The organism is Sphingomonas sp. BL-S-30 (assembly GCF_055521475.1).
Genome location: NZ_CM145481.1, coordinates 314,662 through 334,873, shown reverse-complemented (window position 1 = coordinate 334,873; position 20,212 = coordinate 314,662). Strand labels below are relative to the sequence as shown.

Sequence of the window (20,212 nt, the reverse complement as noted above, 5' to 3'; positions counted from 1 at the left end):
CGGGGATTTGGCCGAGGCGGGACGCGGATGACGGCATGGCGGGTGTGGGCGGCGTTGCCTGCCTACTAAAGGGAACAGTTTACCGACGAAGTTGAGGTCACAACTCCAACTTTTCTCACGACTTGAAGCGAACGTTGCCGAGCTTCACAAAGGCCACCATTCGGACGGCCTTGATCTGCTGGCAGTGTGCCCATTGAAACTCAATCAGGTGCAGATGCTCCTTCAACGCCGGCAGCAACGTCGTCGACGCTCCGCTCAACGAGATTCGGCTCAGCGATGCGAAGCGATCCTGTTGGAAACGTTGACTGTTGAAATCCTTGTCCTGCGTTACGAGGATACGACCCGCTTTCAGCGCCGTCATAGCGACCACCGGATCAGGCGAGTCCGCGGGAATGCAGAAGCGCTGTCGCTGGACGCTGTGTCCTCGACGCTGAAGGAAGCGGCCGATCGAATCGGGAACATTGTTGTCGAGGAAGAAATCTAGCTTGGTTGCCGCCTTCGCCATTAGGCGGCGACCGGCTCCGAATTATAAGCAAGGGCAGCATCGATATCCGCTTCGGTAAGTCCGGGATATTCCTTGATGATTTTGGCGGGCGAGTAACCTGCTTCGGCGAACTCGCGAATGGCGGTAACGGAGATTCGCGTGCCAGCGATCACCGGCTCGTTCTGGGCGATAAAGCGGGCCCGGACCACCTGGCCGACCCGGTCGTTTCGATCGTTGAGTTCCTGAACGGCCCGCTTTGTGCTTGAAATCACTACCCGAAGAGGGATGTCAAAGACCCGTTGGCCGCTCACCACCTCCTGGCGAAGATTTGTACGTGGATCGTCGAAAACGACACGCCGACCGAGGACATACAGGGTCGTGACCGTCCATTTTTCGTCACCAAGGTGCGACAATTCACGCGAAACCTCGCGCAGGTGCGCAAGCGTGATGCGCTTTTTGTTACGCAGATCGTTCAGTACGCGAAGCGACACTATGTCACGGAACGAGTAAATTCGTCCGAAGGGCACTCCCTTTGTGTCACTGAAGCTTGGAGAAAAGAAGCCGTCCGCATCCCAACGGCGGAGTTGGTTAAGCGAGACGCCTGACAGGCGTGCGGCCTGTTCCTCACTGAAGGCGCCGACGATGTTGTCTGTTCCGCTCATCGTCCGATCCTTCGCATTGATCGCTACCGCATACCAGCCGGGATGAATGCGAACTTGTCGCGAATTAGGCGATGGCAGTCCGCCCCCCTACGCGTATGCCAAGCCCGCAACCATGCATTCCGGTCTCGTCGCTAACATCCGATCCTGTCACACCTGTCGCAACGCTCTTCCAACAATAGAAATCTCGCTACCAGTGAATTTTAATTGCACTAGCGAGCACTGCCGACGCTCCCGTCCGTCGAATTGATGCACCGTCAACGAGGTTCCCCTGATCTCGCAGCAGGCTTCTTCAGCCTCACTGATCAGCATGGACGCATTTTTGTCTATGGCGGAATAACAGAAAGGTGGCTAGCAATATCGTTTAAGCCGCTGTTGACCGGCGGGCGGGGGGGATACTTGACTGCTGACAACGTTATCGACGCGCTAAAGATCGCTGTCGACAATCACGCGCTGACGCAAGAGGTTCTGGGCCTGCTGCTGCCAGACGGTCGCCCGTTTGACTGCGAGGGCCAGCTTTGGGACTACAAGGCCCAAGCGCCGTTCCTGCCAGAGCAGCCGAACGAGGCCGAAAAAACCGCGCACCGCATCGCGGTGGCGGAAATTGTAAAGGATGCCGTGGCTTTCTACAATGCTTACGGCGGCTACATTCTCTTCGGCGTGACGGACAAGGGGCGCGATCGCATTATCGGAAACACGAGCATTTTCAATTGTGCCGATCTGAACAAGACGCTCCAGAGCTACGCCGGAACCAGTATAGAATGCCTGTGTCACACACTTGAATATCAAGGCCCTGACGGGACGGCGGTTCCACTGGGCCTCCTTCTCATTCCTCGTCGGCCGGCGGGCGCGCCACCGGTCAAACTCGTTCGTAAGGGTCCCGAGAAACCCAACGGCAAGCGAACCTTTCTTGAAGAGGTTTACGTCAGGGTACGAGATGAGTGCCGAGCCGCGACCAATACGCACGAAGACTGGCTGTTCTTGCATTCCGAGCGTCTTCCACCAGAACAGGTGACAGGTGTAACGACCATTGCCGTCCAAGCGTACCTGCCGGCGCGCGACAGCGACCTGCTCGAGTTTGTAGGCAGGGAAGAGCAACTCGCGAGTCTCCGTACATGGATCGGGGATGCCCGCAGTCCCGTCCGGTTGATCACGGGGATCGGCGGACTCGGGAAGACGACCCTAGCCTACCGATTCGCGGAAGAGGTCATTGAGACCGGGGCGGGCGAGGTCGAGACGGTCATCTGGTTGACCGCCAAGCAGCAGACATTCTCTGCGCTGCGCGGACGCATGGTCCCGACCTCCCGCGTGGATTTCAGCGACCTCAATTCTTTGTTCAACGAAATCTTGAAGGCGCTCAGCCACGAAATGCCAATCTCGGAGGAGGAGCCCAGCTTCACTGAGGTAGGCGACCGCTTGGTCGAGGCGCTCTCGACCATCCCGTCGCTGGTCATCGTGGACGACTTAGACACCCTCTCTCCCGACGAGCAGAAGGAGACTGTAGCGGCCCTCAACAGCATCGCGCTCCGAACTGTCGGTCGCGAACTGTCACCATCCCGCATACTCATGACGTCGCGCATCGATCAAGGGCTGCCGCCAACTGCGATTGTGAAGATAAGAGGCCTTGAGCGGCCTGACTTCGAAGTGCATCTGGCCAACCTCTGCTGCGCCTTCGACATCCAGCCCTATCAAGGCCCTGAATTAGACGAAATTTTCGAAGCGTCATCGGGGTCACCACTTTTCGCGGCGTCGATCGTGCGTCTTGTGAAGCTTGGAGAGAACAGGCGCGACGTAATCGAGAAGTGGAAGGGGCGCGATGGCGAGGAGGTCCGGAGCTTCGCATTCGAGCGGGAGCTCGCAAGACTTACCGGTATGGAAGCACGCATACTTTATGCCGTGCTGCTACTTGGCGAGACGTCGCTGAGCGACATCGCGGAGGTCGTCGATATGCAACCTCGAATTGTGCGGGAGCACGTCGCCGGACTTCAGGCCTACCACCTCATGGCGACGATTTCGAAGGGTCATCAGGATTCGGCGATCAGTGTTCCCGATGAATTGCAAGCCGTCCTTGACCTGGTCAGAGCGCAACTCGGCGAGGCCGGTCGATCGGTGGAAGCCGCAGTCGCCCGCGCGCACGAACGCAGCGGCAACCAAGAGCGACAGGTCGGCGCGAGCATACGGTCAATCGTACGCCAGTGGGGCGGCGAACGTTTCGATGAGGCTCTGATCGTCGCCACGGAACTGCGAAAGAAGTTCCCCACCAACGGCGATGCTGCGAGCATCCTCGGCGCGGCACTCCTCCGCACGCGACCGCCAAGGTTCCGCGACGCCGACCGGGAATTGGACGCGGCGGCCAAGCTCGGCTGCACCAAGTCAGAGCTTCTGCCAAACATGATCCGGGCCAAGACCCAGATTGAGGACTGGAGCGGCTTGCGAGAAATTACCCGCACACGCATCTCAAACGAGCCTGATCGTGACCCTGCGCTCGCCGCGCATCTTAAAGCCAATAGTGAGATGATCAGCACGGCCCGGATCCGGGGCGATCCGGATCGGGTCGCAGAACTCGCGATTGAGGCGGTCGAGCGCGTCACAGCCAAGATGCGCCGGACGCGCCTTGAGGCGAGCTATTTCAACGCCCTGATAAGTCAACGCTTTGACTTCGCCCGCGCCTATGTCGACGCGATTGATCGGGCGAACCCGCGGGCGGGGGACCGGCTTCGCGTCTTCGAAGGAGTCGCCAGGCTAGCCACGGCCGACGTGGTTGTCATCGATCTGCTTGAGAAAGGAGTTACCGCCTTGGAGGAATGGTGGCGGGACGCAGAGCGCCGCCCGGTCGCGGACCTATCCGCCTGCAAGCTGCTGAGCCGAATGCTGGGCAAGCTGGAGAAGATCGAACAGCAGCTCGCGGGCTATAAGCGTGACACGCTGGCGACAAGCGACATCGAGAGCCGTCGTCGCGAGCTTGAATATCGAGGCGCCGCGTTGCAGGCTTCGATAGGCTAGGCCGTTGTCAACTGGCCTTCCGCCAGTCCCAATTAGCTTAGATTTGAGCGACAATGGGCCGATTTATATGGAAGACCAAGTACTTAGCTCTTTAAGTTATTGTCATGCAGATTCCCAAGAGATGTGGCAAACTTGCCTGCCAGACCGGGATCCCGGTATGATGTTCTATGACTAACAAGAATCGCGCAACAATCTACGATGTGCCGCCGAACATCTCCTTGGCCGAGTTCAAAGCCCGCATCCCAGATGCGAGTAAAAGGCGGCATCTCAGTTGGGGCATGGACTTCGACAGCCGAGCGCTGACGCTCGGCATGGCGATCGAGGATCATTGGGAGCCGGAGATGCAAGAGATGCACCGCGCCAATCAAGAGCAAACACGTCGCGAATTGGCAGCGGAATACGGTGAGTGGAATCTCGACTCCAAGATCGCGAATTTTTTGGCGCTCGGCAATAAGCCGATGTCTGTCATCAGTTATCACAACGAGTTTTTCGAGCAAATTAGACGTAGCTTTGTTATCGGGGATTATTATCCTGCGTTGGTAGGAGCCTGCGCGCTCGGAGAGCGGATTTTGAATCACTTAGTTCTTGATATGCGCGACTATTTTATACACACACCGGAGCACGCGGCGGTCGGTGGGCAGAAATCATTTTCGAACTGGAAGATGTGCATCGACACACTAGTTGCGTGGGACATCCTCTTGCCGAATGCAGCGAGTGAGTTTCGCGCTCTCATGCGGACTCGACACAAGTCTATCCATTTCAATCCTAACGTCTACCACACTCTGCGAGACGATGCTCTTGCGGCGATCCAGTGCATGCGCGCGATTATCGAACAGCAATTCGCCAGCTTTGCGCTCCGGCCTTGGTTCATCACTGGAACGCTAGGACATGTGTTCATTAAGAAGTCATATGAAACACATCCATTTATCGTTGCATACTTCATCCCGAAATGCCCATTCGTTGGACCACTATTCGGCATGGCGCCCAGAATAGGCGGCTGGGACGTCTTCGACGTTCCTGACTATGGGGATGGCGCGTGGTCGGATGAGGAGTTTGCGCGCGAGTATAATGAGCGTGACCCGGATAAGGTGGTCACAGGCCCTCCCGCCGAGAATGGGACGGAAGCACTAGGCAGTTAAGGCTTCAGAGCTCAGCCAAATATTGTCGAAGATCAGCTAAACTTCGCCTCAGGACCGAACGCGCCCGCCTCGACGGCGATCTAGGGTCCGACCTTTTTACGTCAGCTGACCGGCGGCAGCGAGGTCGAGCGCCTGTCCGCGGCGCTGGGCCGGCTGGGGCGGCCGATCGACTATCTCCGGCCGCTCATCGCCGACCATCTGCTCGATCGCGGCATGCGCACCTATCGCCCGACGCTGATCGCGCGCGGGCTGTTCCATGCGGTGCTGGCGGGTTCGACGCGGGCGATGGCGGCTTCTGCCTTCGGCCTCGGCTACCTGTTGCTGGCCGCCTTCACCGCGATCGCGGTGCTCAAGCCGTTCTGGAGCGACCATGTCGGCCTGTTCCGCCGCGCCGACGGGACGATCAGCGCCGGCATCGTCGGGCAGACGGACGGATCGCGCGAGCTGCTGGGGCTGTGGTCGATCCCGATTGCGCTGGTGATTGCGGGGGTGCTTTATGTAGCGCTGACCAAGGGGCTGCGGGCGGTTCGGCGATAAGGCAACACTCGATCGACCAGATCATCTCTCACCGTTCGGGCTGAGCCTGTCGAAGCCTTGTCCTTCTGTTCGGCAGAAGAAAACAACAGCCGTCGGTCTGCGCGCCACGCCCCGAGACAGGCGTCGACCGGATGTGCCTTTCCGCGCGGCTTGATTCAAACCTGCCTGAAGCGCCGCTACCATCCACCATGGCCATGCCGAACAGAACACGTCTCGCCAGCCCGGAAACGGCTCGAAGTACCACGCCCGCCGCCCGCGCGCGATCGAGGCGATTTCCCTGTTCCGCTCGACCCAATTCGCTGTTCCGCGCCGCGAAATTCCCTGTTCCGGGGTATCAGGGAACTGGTCTCCAAGCTGTTGATTTCCAGCCGAAAAATCACACGAAAAACGCTCATGAGCTCCCGAAAAAAGTAAAATTCCCTGTTAATTCGCTGTTATTGCCGCAGGAACAGGGAAATTCGGTCGCTCACGCCACCTTCCGCGATGCATCCACCTTGAGACACAGGAGCGCCCCAACCACCGCCAGCCCGGAGATCACGAAGAACGCGCTGTTCCACCCGCTATGCGCGACGATATACCCCGTCGCGACCGCGGCGATCGCGCCGGCCAGGTTGCCGAAGGTGTTCATCACCGCCGAGACCGACCCGGCATATTCGCCGCCGATGTCGAGCGTGATCGCCCAGGCGACGCCGACCACCAGTTCCAGCCCGAACACCGCCAGCCCGAACCAGGCGATCGCGACGATCGGGTCGGCGCTGAGCGCGGCGAGCGGGACCGCCACGGCGGCGATGGTGAAACCCACGAAGATCACCACCCGCCGCGCCCAGGTGATCTTGCCGCTGCGGTGGAGCAGCCGGTCCGAGATCCAGCCGCCGGCCAGGTCGCCCGCCACGCCGGCGATCAGCGGCATGCTGGCGCCCAGGCCCATCGCCGCCAGCTCGAAGCCGCGCGCGTCGTGCAGGTAGGTCGGGAACCATTGGAGGAAGGTGACGATGCCCCAGCCGTAACAAAAATACATCAGCGACAGTAGCCACATCTGCGGCGAGCGCAGGATCCTGGCCCAGGGCACCGCGCCGCGCTCGCGCTTGGCCGCACCCACCGCGCCTTCGATCAGCGCCAGCTCCGCCGCGTTGACGCCCTGATGCTCGCTCGGCGAGTTGCGGTAGAACAGCCACCACGCGGCGGCCCAGCCCAGCCCGACCAGCGCGAACAGCAGGAACGGCGCGCGCCAGCCGAAGCTCGCGATCAGTAGCGCGACCAGCACGGGCGTGACGGCCCCGCCGAAGCGCGATCCGGCATGAGTCACGCCCTGCGCCCAGCCGCGCTCCGAGGGGAGGATCCAGCGCGACAGCGATCGCGTCGCGATCGGGAAGGCGCCCGCCTCGCCCATGCCGAACAGGAATCGGCAGACGATCAGCGACCCGGCATTCCAGGTCAGCACCGTGGCGGCGGTGAAGGCCGACCACCAGGCGACCACCCCGGTCAGCGCCGCGCGCGGCCCGAATTTGTCGCCCAGCCACCCGCCGGGGATCTGGAACAGCGCATAGGAGATCTGGAACGCGCCGAGGATCCAGCCCATCGTCTCCTTGCTCAGGTCGAACTCGGCGCGGATCGAGGGCGCCGCGGTGGAGATGACCACCCGGTCCATATAGGTGATCATGTACGCGAGCACGGTCATCCACAGCACGGCATGGCGCACCCGGGTGGGGCGCTGCGCCGTCGCTGCCGTCATTCCGGATGTCGCCATGTCGTCATGCACCGTTCGATCGAGCTTCGGGAAAATCCCGCCCTGGCCCCGGTTGGAGGGGCAGGGCGGCGGCAGATCAGTGTCGGATCAGTGTGCGCGGCTGCTGCCCACGACCTCGTAATATTTGCGGGCGCGCGGCGGCGTCACTGCCGCCGGCCCGGCCGCGGGAAGGCGAAAGGGCGACGGGCCGCTGGTGCGGAACACCTGGGTGCCAATCGCCTCGGCGGCAAAGGTCAGCGCCTCGCGAATCTCGGCGACGCGCTCCTCGCTCATCAGGCCGGCGCAGTCGGACGAGGAGATCGCGGCAATCGTCCGCCCGGTGGAATCGCGCACCGGCACCGCGACGCAGCGCAGGTCGCTGTCGATCTCGCAATTGTCGATCGCCCAGCCCCGCCGCCGCACGCGCTCGATCTCGGCGCGAAAGGCATTGGGCTCGGTGATGGTGTTCGGGGTCAGCGCGACCAGATCGCCCTCGACGATGAACGCCTCCAGCTCGCGCAGCGGCAGCGAGGCGAGCAGCACCTTGCCCAGGCCCGAGCAATAGGCCTCGAGCTGCGTGCCGACCTTGGTGTGCACGTTGAAGCGCTCGTTGCGGCCGGCCTTGGCGACATAGGTCACCATGCCGTCCTCCAGCACGCCCATATGGACGATCAGGTCGAGCTCGGCGGCGAGGTCCTCCAGGATCGCGCTCGCGGCGCTCTGCAGCAGCCGGTCATGCGCGACATAGCGCGACAGCGAGATCAGCAGCATGCCCGGGCCGTAGCGCCCCCGCCCGTCCTGGATCACCGCGCCGATCTCCAGCAGGGTCTGGATCAGGCGATAGCCCGACGCCTCGGGAAAGCCCGCGCGGCGGCTGAGTTCCGCGCTGGTGAGCCATTCGTCAGGCTCGTGAAAGGCCCTGAGCATCTTGAAGGCTTTTTGCACCGACTTGTTCTTTGGCGTTGCCATAATCTCTCTCCTTGGGGCGCCGAGGGGCCTCTGGCGGGCCCCTTCGGCAGGCACTCAGAACCGCACGCGATTCATCCACCCGACATCGTCGCACATGTACATATACCCATTATGGAGCTTCGCGCCGTGAATGATCGGAGAGCCCGCGGGAAGGTTGACGCGCTCCAGGATCCGGCCCGTCGCCGCATCGTGCAGGAAAAAGGCGTTGAGGTTGGAATCGGAGCACCACAGCTTCGTCTTTTCCGCATTCGCCCACGCCATGTCGTGCGGCCGGTCGCCGGCCGTCGGGAAACTCAGCTGCACTTCCCATGTCGTCTTGTCGATGGCGAAGATCGCGCGGGCGGGCGGTACGTCGACATAGAGCAGATTGCCCTTGGGCAACGGGCAATGCGCGCCGGTGCCGACCGGGCCCTCGGTCGCGGTGATATCCTGCTTGCCGGCACCGCGGCGGCCCGACGGGCCCGCCGGCGGGGGCGGCGGCCAGGCGGGCTTGAGCGGGGTGCGCGGGCCCTTCACATCGCCCTTTTGCGAATAGATCTGGCCGGCGCCGGGCGTGCTGTATTTGGCGATCGCCTTGCCCGTCTTCGCGTCGCAGGCGACGATCAGGCGGTTATAGGTCGATCCGATCCACATCACGCCTTCATCGTCGATGCAGATGCCGCTGGAGCGGAACACGCCCTCGCACTGGATCTCGCGCAGCACCTTGCCGGTGTCGACGTCGATCAGGGTCGCGTAATTCTCGTCGATCTGGTGGATGATCCACATGCCTTCGGGGCTCATCCACAGGCCGTTCGGGCCGTAATGCGGCGCCTTGTAGATCATCGCCTCGACCGGGCCGGTGGTGCGCGTCTTGACCTTCGACAGGTCCGGCGCGGGCATCGCCATCAGGTCGCGCGGCAGCGCGGCCATCGCCGCCATCAGCGCGGCGCCGCCCAGCATCTGCCGGCGCCCCAACATCATGTGATTCATCAGACCTCTCCTGTCTTTATCGTTGAATCGGGCGCCAGGCCGGCGCGTTTCTGCAGATCGAGCGCGACGTCGACGATCATGTCCTCCTGCCCACCGACCATCTTGCGGCGGCCCAGCTCCATCAGGATGTCGCGCGTGTCGATGCCGTAGTCGCGCGAGGCGCGCTCGGCATGGCGCAGGAAGGAGGAATAGACCCCGGCAAAGCCGAGCATCAGCGTCTCGCGGTCGACCTGGACCGGGCGGTCCTGCAGCGGTCGGACCAGCGTTTCGGCCGCGTCCATCAGCTTGAACAGGTCAGTGCCGTGCTGCCAGCCCTTGCGCTCGGCGGCGGCGATGAACACCTCGAGCGGCGCATTGCCCGCCCCTGCCCCCATGCCGGCCAGGCTCGCATCGACGCGCAGCGCGCCGGTCTGCACCGCGACGATCGAATTGGCGACGCCGAGCGAGAGATTGTGATGCGCATGCACCCCGCGCTCGGTCTCGGGCTTGAGCACCCGGTCATAAGCCAGCAGGCGTTCGCGATAGCCGTCCATGTCGAGCGCGCCGCCGCTGTCGGTGACGTACACGCAGTGCGCGCCATAATCCTCCATCAGCTTGGCTTGCGCGGCGAGCGCATCGGGCTCGCTCATATGGCTCATCATCAGGAAGCCGGACACGTCCATGCCCATGTCGCGCGCCGCCATGATATGCTGGCGGGAGATATCCGCCTCGGTGCAATGCGTCGCGATCCGCACCGAGGTCACGCCGAGCTTGTGTGCGTGGCGCAGCTCCTCGATCGTGCCGATGCCGGGGATCAGCAGCGTGGTCAGCCGCGCATGCCTGACGACATCGGCCGCCGCCTCGATCCATTCCCAGTCGGTATGTGCGCCCAGGCCATAGTTGAAGCTCGAGCCGTTGAGGCCGTCGCCATGCGCGACCTCGATCGCGTCGACCTTCGCATCCTCGAGCGCGGCGGCGATCGCGCGGACATGGTCGATGCTGTAGCGGTGGCGGATGGCATGCATGCCGTCGCGCAGGGTGACGTCCTGGATGTAGAGCTTCCTGCCGCCCGGGGTCATGCCGCCACTCCCGTCAGGCGACGCTCGGCGATCTTCTCGGCGGTGCGCAGCGCGGCCGAGGTCATGATGTCCAGATTGCCGGCATAGGCAGGCAGATAATGCGCAGCGCCCTCCACCTCGATGAAGATCGAGGTCTTCAGTCCCTCGAAACTGCCATAGCCGGGGATGACCACCGGGTTGTTCGACCCGAAGCGTTCGAACTGGACCTTCTGCTTCAGCCGGTAGCCCGGCACATAGGACTGGACCTTCGCGACCATCGCTTCGACCGCCTCGGTGATCTCCGCCTCGGTCCCGCCACTCGACAGGGTGAAGATCGTGTCGCGCATGATCATCGGCGGTTCGGCGGGATTGAGGATGATGATCGCCTTGCCGCGCGCCGCGCCGCCGACCTGCTCGATGCCGCTCGACGTCGTCTCGGTGAATTCGTCGATATTGGCGCGCGTGCCGGGGCCGGCGGACTTGGAGGCGATCGACGCGACGATCTCGGCATAATGGACCGTCGCGACCGAAGAGACCGCCGCGACCATCGGGATCGTTGCCTGCCCGCCGCACGTCACCATGTTGACGTTGGGCGCGTCGAGATGATCCTCGCCGTTGACGACCGGGATGACATAGGGGCCGATCGCCGCCGGGGTCAGGTCGACCATCACCTTGCCCGCGGCGCCGGTGATCTCGTTATGGCGCTGGTGCGCGCCCGCCGAGGTGGCGTCGAACACGATCCCGATCTCGGGCCAGACCGGCAATTGGGTCAGGCCGTCCATGCCTTCATGCGTGATCGCTACGCCCATGCGCTCGGCGCGCTTGAGACCGTCCGATTCCGGATCGATCCCGACAAACGCACCCATTTCCAATATGTCCGATGTTCGCATGATCTTGATCATCAGATCGGTGCCGATATTGCCCGATCCGATGATGGCCACTTTCATTTTCGGTCTGGTTGAAGCCATCGTCCTCAGTTCCTGGTGCCGCCGACAGAGCCGGCGCGATTTCGGTTATCCGGGCAGGCGATACGCCACGAGTTCGCCCGGCTCGCCCGGGTTGGTCGTCGCGATCACGAGATATTGCTTGCTGCCCATCGAATAGGTCATCGGCGATCCGGTCGCCCGCTTCGCCATGCGAACGCGGCCGACCTCGGCACCGGTCTTCTTGTCATAGGCCTTGAGCCAGGCGCCCTTGACGCCGTTCAGCGTCGTCGCGGTGCCGTCGCCGGCGATCACCAGCGTCTTGGTCACCAGCGTGCCGACCTTGCCGATGCTGCCCGTGGTCGGGATCGTCAGGCCCTTGAGATCGGGGTGGTTGCGCACCTCGTCAGGCGTCTCGCCATGCGGCACCTGCCAGGCGATCTCCCCCTTGTTGAGGTCGATCGCGGTGATCCGGCCATAAGGCGGCTTGAGCAGCGGCAGGCCCCTTATGGTGAGCCGGGTCGGCCGCCGCCCTGCCTCGTCGGGGGCGGAGACCATGCCCGGTACCATCGCCTGATCGGTCACCCTGGGGTCGGCCGGCTTGTTGGCCAGGCCGCCATAGGACAGGTTCGAAAAGACGTAGAGCATGTTGGTTTCGGGATCGAGCGCCCCGCCCGGCCATTGCCCCGCCCCGTCGCCATACGGCGTGACGAGCGACGCGCGCGGCCGCGGCCACTGGCTGAAGGTCGGCGGCAGGAACGGCCCGCCCTCGCCATAGCGGTAATCCTGGATCAGCTTGGTCGCCTCGGCGCGCAGCTCGGGCGTGAAGTCGATCAGCTCGTCCACCGTCACCGTCTGGCGATCGAACGCCGGCGGCTTGGTGACATGGGGCTGAGTCGGCGCATACCATTCGGTCGGCACGTCGCCCTTGGGCACCTTGCGTTCGGGGATCGGCCAGACCGGCTTGCCCGTCACCCGGTCGAGCACATAGACCCAGGCCTGTTTGCTCGGCTGGGCGATCGCCTTGATCTTGCGGCCGTTGACAGTGATGTCGGCCAGGATCGACGCGCAGGGCACGTCATAATCCCACATGCCGTGATGGACGAACTGGAAATGCCAGCGGCGCACGCCGGTCTTCACATCGAGCGCGACCAGGCTTTCGCCGAACAGGCCCGCGCCGGGCCGCGACCCGCCATACCAGTCGCCGGTCGGCAGCTCGACGCCGACATAGACCAGCCCGAGTTCGGGATCGGCGCTCATCTGCGCCCAGCTGCCGGCATTGCCGGTATAGACTTCCGACCCGTTCAGCCAGGTGTCGTTGCCGAACTCGCCCTTTTGCGGGATGGTGTGGAAGATCCACAGCCGCTTGCCGGTGCGAATGTCATAGCCGCGGATCGCGCCCTTGATATGCTTCTTCATCGGCGTCGAGGACGGCAGATGCGCCGCGCCGATGACGATGATGTCGCCCACCACCAGCGGCGTCGCGTGAAGCCCGATATCGGCGCCGACCAGGTCGACATCGTCCTGGTCGAGCCCGGTCTTCAGGTCGACGACGCCCTGGTCGCCAAAGCCCGGTATGGGATCGCCGGTCGCGGCATCGAGCGCGATCAGCCGGTATCCCGGCGTCACGTACAGGATCCGCTTCTCCCTGCCGTCGGTCCAGTAGCTCAGGCCGCGGCCGCTGCCCGGGCGCACGGCCTTCTCGCCGCGGGCGCCCTCGTCGATATTATATTTCCACAGCATCTCGCCCGTCCGCGCATTGAGCGCGACCGCCGCGCGGCGCGATCCGGCGGTGAGGTACAGCACGCCGTCCACCATCAGCGGCGTCGCCTGGAGATTGGGGTCGGGCGACGGGCCGAGATTGTCCGGGCGGAAGCGCCAGGCGACTTCGAGCTTCGAGAAATTATCAGGCGTGATCTGGTCGAGCGGCGCATAGCGCGTGCTCGACAGGCCGCCGCCATAAGTACGCCATTCGCCCTTGTCGGTGCCGGCGGACAGATCGGGATTGCCGGGCACCAGCGGCGCGCCGAGGCCCTGCGCCAGCACGGCCGGCGCCCGCGCCGCCAGGACGAGCGCGATCCCGGTCTGGCAAAGCTGGCGGCGGGTGAACCCCTGCGTCATGCGATCCGTCTCTCCTCGGCCCCAGGCCGTTTTTCATTCTTCACGGGTGAATGAACCTGTCGTCAGCACGGTGTGGCCCTGCCGACATCATCCCCCCGGGGCGCTGCTTCACGCCGTCGTCATGCCCCCAAGCGTCCGGTCGAGCGCCCAAAGTGTCAACGCAACCATGGCATATCCTCTCATGTATTGAGAGCGAACCATGCCCGTTCATTGGAGCGCCAGCGGGGCTGGGATAGCTGCCGCATCACGAAAAGCCGTTCAGGCCCGGTGCACCCGCCCGAGGCCAGAAGAGGCGAAGAACCAGTGAATAGGAAGAGTTGGATGCAGGGTATCGGTCGCAAGACATTCACGGCTTCAGCCGGCCTGCTGGCGTTCGCCGTGCTCGGCACCGGGGCGCTGGCCCAGGCCGATCCCGCACCGGCGGCAGAACCGGCGATCAAGCCCGTGGTCGAGAAGACCTGTGCGAGTTGCCATGTCTTCACCCAGGTGAGCGCGCAGCGGAAGACGCCCGATCAATGGGCCCTCACGGTCGATCAGATGATCGGTTACGGCGCGACGGTGTCGGACGAGGATTACCCGAAGTTCGTCGACTATCTGAGCAAGACCTATCCCGCCCAAAGCGGTGGCGAGAAGCCCGCCGGGCGCTGACGCTCAACAGTTGAGAGGCAATTGAGCGCCCTTCTCATTGCTTGAGAAGCCGGGTGCCACTGACTTTGACGCGTAAAGCTCAATACTATCCTCTCCCCCTCATAACAAAAAGGGGAGCGGATCATGGCGACTTCGCGAATCACGGCGACATGGCGGGCCTGTCTATTGGCGCTTGCCACCGGTCTTTCGATTATTTCAATGCCGGCTCTTGCCCAACAGACCGCGCCGCCGGCGCCGCTTCCCGTCGAGACTGCCGATGCGGCCGAGCAGGAAGACATCGTCGTCACCGGCACCAGCATCCGCGGTGCCGCGCCGGTCGGGTCGAACGTCGTCGCGGTCGGCCGCAAGGAGATCGAATCGACCTCCGCCCAGACCGTGCAGCAGATCCTGCGCACCATTCCCTCGATCACTGGCTCCGGCGCGACGCCGCAGGGCGGCAATCCGGGCAATTCCTTCTACGCGCCGACCATCCACAGCCTCGGGTCGAGTTCGTCCAACTCCACCCTCGTGCTGATCGACGGGCATCGCATCTCGCCCGGCAGTCAGCAGCAGACACTGACCGATCCCAACATCGTGCCGCCGATCGCGCTGGAAAGAGTCGAGGTGCTCGCGGAGGGCGCCTCCTCGGTGTACGGCTCCGACGCGGTCGCCGGCGTGGTCAACTTCATCACCCGGCGCAACTACAAGGGCTTCGAAGTCACCGGCCAGGCCGGCTTCGGCGATGGCTATCGCACCTATAATGCCGGGGCGCTGTGGGGCACGCGCTGGGACGGCGGCTGGGCGATGCTCGCCTATAACTACTCCAACCGCAGCGCCCTCCAGTTCGCCGACCGCGATTTCCTCAACCGCGACCATCGCCCACAGGGCGGCACCAATTTCGGCTCCTTCTTCTGCTCGCCGGCATCGATCCAGCCCTCGGGCGTGTCGGGCATCTATGTCTCGCCGACTTCGGCCGCGCCGATCGCCAACACCGCGGCCAACTCGCCCTGCCAGCTCACCGCGCTCGGCGACATCTTCCCGCGCGAGGAACGCCATAATGCGATGGTCAAGTTCAACCAGGAGATCGGCGACAAGCTGACGGTCGGACTCGATATGGTCTATTCGCGCGTCACCAACCGGCAGCAGACCTCGCGCGGGACGATCACCTCGACCGTGTCGCGCACCGGCGCCCAGGCCAATCCCTTCTATGTGAACCCGCCGGGCGTGCTGCCGGGCACGGCCGCAGGCGACAAACAGACCATCCGCTTCAACGCCGACGACCTGCTCGGCCCGGGCGCCTATAACGACAATAACGCGACCGATTATTACGGCGCGCTCAACCTGGAATATAAGCTCGACGGCAATTTCCGGATCACCGCGCTCGGCCTGTACGGCCGCGAGGACAGCTTTGTCGGCAACAAGGGCCAGATCTGCGCGAGCTGCGCCAATCTCGCGCTCAACGGCACCACCAACAGCAGCGGCGGCCTGACCACCCCATCGATCCCCGGCACCAACATCATCGTCACCGAGCTGCCGCTGACCGCGGACAACGCGCTCGACGTCTGGAATGTCGGTTCGGCCAACCGCACTTCGGCGGCAGTGCGGGCGCGGCTGATCGACAACGAGACTCGCTCGATGTGGTATTATTCGCTCGCCCAGGCGCGGCTCGGCATCGACGGCACGCTCTTCTCGATCGGCGGCGGCGACGTGCGCATGGCGATCGGCGGCGAGTTCGCGCGCTACGGGCTGGAGATGAACCGCAACCGGCCGAACAATACCGGCCCTTCGTCACGTGGCTCGGAAGCCTTTTACCTGTTCCTCAAGCGCAACGTGAAATCGGCCTATGCCGAACTCAACATCCCGCTGGTCGGTGCGGGCAACGAGATGCCCTTTGTCCGCCGCTTCGACATCAGCCTGTCGGGCCGGGTCGACGATTACAGCGAGATCGGCACCACGACCAATCCGCGCGTCGCGCTGGGCTGGGAACCGACCCAGGGCATCCGCTTTCGCGGCAATTACTCCCGCTCCTTCGTCGCCCCGCAGCTGACCAGCGTCGGCGACGTGACCCGCAACGGCCTGACCAGCTTTTCGGGTTATGGCGGGTCGAACCAGTCGCTGATCAACATCCCGGTGTCGCGTTTCCCGCAGGTCGCGCTGGTGCCCGGCGTCACCTGCTCCGGCGGCTTCTGCACCGTGCCGAGCACGGTCAACGGCATCACCGTCAATGGCGGCCCGCCCGATCCGGAACCAGGCCGCGGCATCAGCTGGTCGATCGGCTTCGACCTCACGCCGCCCTGGCTGCCGGGTTTCCGGGCGGGCTTCACCCTGTTCAACACCAAGCTGATCAACCAGATCACCGGCACCAGCGCCTCGAACGCGATCAGCAGCGACGCGCTGGCCGACCGGCTGCAATTCTTCCCGAACGGCGCGACTCAGGCGGATATCACGGGCGTCGTCGGCGATTTCCCGCTGTCCGCGCCGGTCAACACGCCGACCTATTACATCTTGTCGGTGCGCCAGGGGAATGTGCTCAACCTCGACATCCAGGGCATCGACGCGAATATCGACTACAGGCTGGAAACGGGATCGGCCGGCGCTTTCCGCCTCGGCGGATCGATTTCCTATTTCACCCGGTTCGACCAGAAGTTGCGCGGCGGCAAGACCTTCAGCGTGCTCAACACCACCGGCTTCAACAACACCTTTCCGTCGATCCAGACTCAGGCGCGCGCCAATCTCGGCTGGGATATCGGGCCGGTCTCGACCACGATCTTCGCCAATCATGTCGGCAGCTATCGCAACTGGTCGGGCTCGACCGTCGCGCCGATCGTTACGGTGGACGGCCTGCCCTCCAGCGGCGGCGACAAGGTGCGCTCGAACACGACCTTCGACCTCAACCTTACCTATACTCTGCCCGGCTCGGGATCGCTCGGCGGCAGCCAGATCTTCGTCGACGCAACCAATCTCTTCGATCGCGAACCGGCCTTCTACAATGGCGCCAATGGCTATGACCAATATTCGGGCAACCCGATCGGCCGGGTGATCACGATCGGGCTCCGCGCGAAATTCTGACCCCCCGAGCCGGGTATCCGACCTGGCCCTTGGCGGCGACGGCATCCCCCGTCGCCGCTTTTTTTGGGCTCAGGAGCCGGCGACGACATTGCTTATCGACCAATTGGGTCTCCCCAAATGTCCCACGTCAGGCACCGCGGGGTTCGTATGCAGAAAATTAAATGGCTGATATATAATGACTTATTTCACACTGTCGCCGTAACGGCCAGAGATATGGGACATGCTGGTGTCCCATATCTCCGGGCACTGGCGGGCGTCGATTCAACCGTGAGATTGGATCTGGCAGATCATCCCTTGCCGGGCGTGGACCGGTTCGCTCTTTCTTAACGTCGAAAGCAGGATTGTCGGAGGGCGAGCGCGAAGGCGTCGCCTTAGCTTCCAATCGCTCGCCCCTTCTCCCTTTCGAACCACTCTTCTGTCCCCGCGAAGGAGTGACCCAGACTGGGCTCCCGCCTTTGCGGGAGCACAAGGAGTCGTACAGCGCTTCGACAATTGCTTATTCGAAAGGGCCGTTCACGCCCCTTACCGCTTCAACCGATAGGCAATGAAATAATCCCCCGGCCGGTCGCGCAGCGATCCGCCGCCCGCTGCGATCACCACATATTGATGCCCGTCGCGCCCGCGATAGCTCATCGGGGTGGCGTGGCCCGATACCGGCAGCTTGTCCTGCCATAATATCTTGCCCGTACCCGTATCGACCGCGCGAAACATCTCGTCCTGGGTCGCGGCGATGAAGATCAGCCCGCTCGCCGTCGCGATCGATCCGCCGATGTTCGGCGCGCCGAGCGGCAGCGGCAGGCCGAGGCCGAAGCCCCAGGGCCCGCTATTGCGGGAATCGCCGAGCGTGCGCATCCACAGCACCTTGCGCGTCTTCAGGTCGATCGCGGTCAGATAGCCATAAGGCGGGCGCTGGCACGGCACCTGAAGGCCGGATACGAACGGCCCCCAGTGAATCGCATAGGGCGTGCCCTCCATCGGTGCGCCCGGCGCCGAATGGGTCCTTGGGTCGCTCTTCACCACCAGCCCCTCGGCCTTCGCCTGGACGCGCGTGATCAGTTCGTCGCGGTCGGCCATGTGGTTGGAATTGACGATCAGCAGCCCGCGGCTTTCGTCCACCGAGACGCTGCCCCAGTCGATCCCGCCCAGCTCGCCGGGATAGCGCAAGGTTGGCCCAAGCCGGGGCGGGGTGAACATGCCCTCATAATGCGCGCGGCGGAACTGGATGCGGCACCAGAGCTGGTCGAACGGGGTGAGGCCCCACATGTCCAGCTCCTCGAGCGGCTTGCCCGCGACATCGGGCATGCCCACCGCGAAGGGTTGCGTCGGCGATCCGCGCTCGCCCGGCAGAGTCGATCTGGGGACCTGGCGCTCCTCCACCTTGATCAGCGGCTTGCCGGTGCGGCGATCGAGCACGAAGAGCTGACCGGTCTTGGTCGGCAAGATCAGGCCGGGCGTGGTGGTGCCGCCGGTCGGGAAATCGACCAGCACCGGCTGCGCCGCGAGATCATAGTCCCACAGATCGTGCCGCACTGCCTGGAAGGTCCAGCGCACCGCGCCGGTCGCCGCGTCGAGCGCCACCAGCGACGAGGTGACCCGCTCCGTCTCCGGGCTGCGCTGGCCGCCGACGAAATCGGGGCTGCCATTGCCCATCGGGATATAGACCAGGCCGAGCGCATCGTCGCCGCTGAACAGGGTCCAGCTATTGGGGGTCGAGGGCGTGTAGTTCTGCCCCGGTGGCAGCGGCTTCGTGTCGTTGGGCCGGCCCGGGTCGAACGCCCAGCGGATCTTGCCCGTCACCGCGTCATAGCCGCGGATCACGCCCGGCGGCACCTTGGTCGCCTGGTTGTCCGCGACATAGGCGCCGATCACCGCGACGCCGTTGACGATGGTCGGCGGCGAGGTGGGGTGCGACCAGCGTTTCGGGAAATCGCCGATGCCGTCCTGCAGGCTGGTCGCGCCGTTATCGCCGAAGCTCGTGCAGGGCTTGCCGGTCTTCGCATCGAGCGCGATCAGGCGGTTGTCGATCGTGCCGAGGATCAGCCGGGTCGGGCATTCCGCCACGCCCGCCGGCGCGCGGAAAAAGGCGATGCCGCGGCAGGCCGGGTGCCCGCCCGAATTCTCGGCGAGCCTGGGGTCATGACGCCATAATTGATTGCCGGTGACCGGATCGAGCGCGAACACACTGCTGAACGCGGTGCAGCCATAGAATATGCCGTCGACCATCAGCGGCGTGACCTGCAACCCGCCCTTGCGCTTGCCACCGGGCATGGTCAGGCCCGATCGGAAGGTCCACGCCCGCTCCAGCCCGGTTACATTGGCGGGCGTGATCTCGGCCAGCGGCGAGAAGCGCGTACCGCCCAGCGAATTGCCGTAATGTGCCCAGTCGCCATTCGCGGTGACCGCGCGCGGCTGGCCGCTCCACTGCGCCGCCCCCCCCTCGAACGGCGAATGGAGAGCCCAGGCGAGGAGGAAGATGGCCGTCGCCGATCCGATGGATATCCATAGCCCCCGGCGTTCCGCACGCGACGTGGCGCAGATCAGCGCCACCGCCACGCCGCCGACGATCCAGAAGACCAGCCGCGGCATCAGCGCCCAGGGATCGAGCCCGACTTCCCACAGCCCCCAGAAAATCGTGCCGAGCAGAATGACGGCATAGAGAAGCACGGCCGCTGGTTTGCGCAGCGCCGCGAGGATTGCCGTGCCGATCGCCGCCAGCCCGGCGATCGCGTAATAAGCCGAGCCGCCGATGCCCAGCAGCGCGAGCCCCGGCACCAGCAGCGCGAGCCCGGCGGCCAGCAGGATCAGCGCGACGAGATAGCTGAGCCAGCGCGATCCCGGCCTGCGCCCCCCGTTCGATGCTCCGGCCATCTCCATCCCCTCAACGCGTCTTGTTTGCGTGGGAGCATAGCGCAAGCCCGCCGCCCGCGATGGCCGCCGGCGTCAGGGCGC

14 protein-coding genes are annotated in these 20,212 nt (G+C 64.0%); 5 read left to right on the top strand and 9 right to left on the bottom strand.

Annotated features, from left to right (window positions below; genetic code table 11):
* Nucleotides 1–115: 115 nt before the first annotated feature.
* Together ACZ1I5_RS01305 and ACZ1I5_RS01300 are read right to left on the bottom strand one after the other, a co-directional pair.
* The gene (locus ACZ1I5_RS01305; protein ID WP_465171945.1) at nucleotides 116–505 is read right to left on the bottom strand and encodes a DUF5615 family PIN-like protein; all 390 of its coding nucleotides are present in this window, start codon (nucleotides 503–505) and stop codon (nucleotides 116–118) included.
* Nucleotides 505–1,146 (bottom strand): DUF433 domain-containing protein, encoded by a 642-nt coding sequence (locus ACZ1I5_RS01300; protein WP_465171944.1) that lies wholly within the window; start codon nucleotides 1,144–1,146, stop codon nucleotides 505–507. Before ACZ1I5_RS01300 ends, ACZ1I5_RS01305 begins: the two co-directional genes overlap by 1 nt.
* Nucleotides 1,147–1,542: 396 nt before the next feature.
* Between ACZ1I5_RS01300 and ACZ1I5_RS01295 the strand changes: the two genes are divergently transcribed.
* From ACZ1I5_RS01295 to ACZ1I5_RS01285, 3 genes are all read left to right on the top strand, one after another.
* Nucleotides 1,543–4,146, top strand: coding sequence for an RNA-binding domain-containing protein (locus tag ACZ1I5_RS01295; protein ID WP_465171943.1), 2,604 nt, complete (start codon nucleotides 1,543–1,545; stop codon nucleotides 4,144–4,146).
* A 167-nt stretch (nucleotides 4,147–4,313) separates the two neighbouring features.
* Nucleotides 4,314–5,285, top strand: a complete 972-nt coding sequence (locus ACZ1I5_RS01290; protein WP_465171942.1) for a hypothetical protein — start codon at nucleotides 4,314–4,316, stop codon at nucleotides 5,283–5,285.
* Nucleotides 5,286–5,498: 213 nt separating this feature from the next.
* Nucleotides 5,499–5,822, top strand: coding sequence for a hypothetical protein (locus tag ACZ1I5_RS01285; RefSeq protein ID WP_465171941.1), 324 nt, complete (start codon nucleotides 5,499–5,501; stop codon nucleotides 5,820–5,822).
* Nucleotides 5,823–6,288: 466 nt separating this feature from the next.
* Here ACZ1I5_RS01285 and ACZ1I5_RS01280 read toward each other — a convergent pair whose 3' ends face one another.
* From ACZ1I5_RS01280 to ACZ1I5_RS01255, 6 genes are all read right to left on the bottom strand, one after another.
* Entirely contained in the window at nucleotides 6,289–7,554 is a 1,266-nt protein-coding gene (locus ACZ1I5_RS01280; protein ID WP_465171940.1) for an MFS transporter, read from the bottom strand.
* Nucleotides 7,555–7,656: 102 nt separating this feature from the next.
* The gene (locus ACZ1I5_RS01275) at nucleotides 7,657–8,517 is read right to left on the bottom strand and encodes an IclR family transcriptional regulator (protein WP_465171939.1); all 861 of its coding nucleotides are present in this window, start codon (nucleotides 8,515–8,517) and stop codon (nucleotides 7,657–7,659) included.
* A 54-nt stretch (nucleotides 8,518–8,571) separates the two neighbouring features.
* Entirely contained in the window at nucleotides 8,572–9,486 is a 915-nt protein-coding gene (locus ACZ1I5_RS01270) for an NHL repeat-containing protein (protein WP_465171938.1), read from the bottom strand.
* Nucleotides 9,486–10,544: a 4-hydroxy-2-oxovalerate aldolase gene (gene dmpG, locus ACZ1I5_RS01265; protein WP_465171937.1), complete on the bottom strand. Its 1,059-nt coding sequence runs from the start codon at nucleotides 10,542–10,544 to the stop codon at nucleotides 9,486–9,488. The genes ACZ1I5_RS01270 and dmpG overlap by 1 nt, the downstream gene beginning before the upstream one ends.
* Nucleotides 10,541–11,470 carry an acetaldehyde dehydrogenase (acetylating) gene (locus tag ACZ1I5_RS01260; RefSeq protein ID WP_465171936.1) on the bottom strand — a complete coding sequence of 310 codons (930 nt, stop codon included), beginning with the start codon at nucleotides 11,468–11,470 and terminating at the stop codon, nucleotides 10,541–10,543. Before ACZ1I5_RS01260 ends, dmpG begins: the two co-directional genes overlap by 4 nt.
* 66 nt (nucleotides 11,471–11,536) lie before the next feature.
* Entirely contained in the window at nucleotides 11,537–13,567 is a 2,031-nt protein-coding gene (locus ACZ1I5_RS01255) for an outer membrane protein assembly factor BamB family protein (protein WP_465171935.1), read from the bottom strand.
* Between the two features lie 321 nt (nucleotides 13,568–13,888).
* Here ACZ1I5_RS01255 and ACZ1I5_RS01250 point away from each other — a divergent pair, with 321 nt between their 5' ends.
* Nucleotides 13,889–14,215: a hypothetical protein gene (locus tag ACZ1I5_RS01250; protein WP_465171934.1), complete on the top strand. Its 327-nt coding sequence runs from the start codon at nucleotides 13,889–13,891 to the stop codon at nucleotides 14,213–14,215.
* A gap of 198 nt (nucleotides 14,216–14,413) precedes the next feature.
* Nucleotides 14,414–17,263 (top strand): TonB-dependent receptor plug domain-containing protein, encoded by a 2,850-nt coding sequence (locus ACZ1I5_RS01245; protein ID WP_465171933.1) that lies wholly within the window; start codon nucleotides 14,414–14,416, stop codon nucleotides 17,261–17,263.
* Between the two features lie 522 nt (nucleotides 17,264–17,785).
* On the opposite strand, the gene ACZ1I5_RS01240 is transcribed toward ACZ1I5_RS01245, so the two are convergent.
* Nucleotides 17,786–20,131, bottom strand: a complete 2,346-nt coding sequence (locus ACZ1I5_RS01240; RefSeq protein ID WP_465171932.1) for a membrane-bound PQQ-dependent dehydrogenase, glucose/quinate/shikimate family — start codon at nucleotides 20,129–20,131, stop codon at nucleotides 17,786–17,788.
* Nucleotides 20,132–20,212: the final 81 nt, after the last annotated feature.

Bases quoted from the DNA above. Each gene is read 5' to 3' on its own strand.
- ACZ1I5_RS01305 (WP_465171945.1), bottom strand. From the start codon at position 505: ATGGCGAAGGCGGCAACCAAGCTAGATTTCTTCCTCGACAACAATGTT.
- ACZ1I5_RS01300 (WP_465171944.1), bottom strand. From the start codon at position 1,146: ATGAGCGGAACAGACAACATCGTCGGCGCCTTCAGTGAGGAACAGGCC.
- ACZ1I5_RS01290 (WP_465171942.1), top strand. From the start codon at position 4,314: ATGACTAACAAGAATCGCGCAACAATCTACGATGTGCCGCCGAACATC.
- ACZ1I5_RS01285 (WP_465171941.1), top strand. From the start codon at position 5,499: ATGCGCACCTATCGCCCGACGCTGATCGCGCGCGGGCTGTTCCATGCG.
- ACZ1I5_RS01280 (WP_465171940.1), bottom strand. From the start codon at position 7,554: ATGACGGCAGCGACGGCGCAGCGCCCCACCCGGGTGCGCCATGCCGTG.
- ACZ1I5_RS01275 (WP_465171939.1), bottom strand. From the start codon at position 8,517: ATGGCAACGCCAAAGAACAAGTCGGTGCAAAAAGCCTTCAAGATGCTC.
- ACZ1I5_RS01270 (WP_465171938.1), bottom strand. From the start codon at position 9,486: ATGAATCACATGATGTTGGGGCGCCGGCAGATGCTGGGCGGCGCCGCG.
- dmpG (WP_465171937.1), bottom strand. From the start codon at position 10,544: ATGACCCCGGGCGGCAGGAAGCTCTACATCCAGGACGTCACCCTGCGC.
- ACZ1I5_RS01260 (WP_465171936.1), bottom strand. From the start codon at position 11,470: ATGAAAGTGGCCATCATCGGATCGGGCAATATCGGCACCGATCTGATG.
- ACZ1I5_RS01255 (WP_465171935.1), bottom strand. From the start codon at position 13,567: ATGACGCAGGGGTTCACCCGCCGCCAGCTTTGCCAGACCGGGATCGCG.
- ACZ1I5_RS01250 (WP_465171934.1), top strand. From the start codon at position 13,889: ATGCAGGGTATCGGTCGCAAGACATTCACGGCTTCAGCCGGCCTGCTG.
- ACZ1I5_RS01245 (WP_465171933.1), top strand. From the start codon at position 14,414: ATGCCGGCTCTTGCCCAACAGACCGCGCCGCCGGCGCCGCTTCCCGTC.
- ACZ1I5_RS01240 (WP_465171932.1), bottom strand. From the start codon at position 20,131: ATGGCCGGAGCATCGAACGGGGGGCGCAGGCCGGGATCGCGCTGGCTC.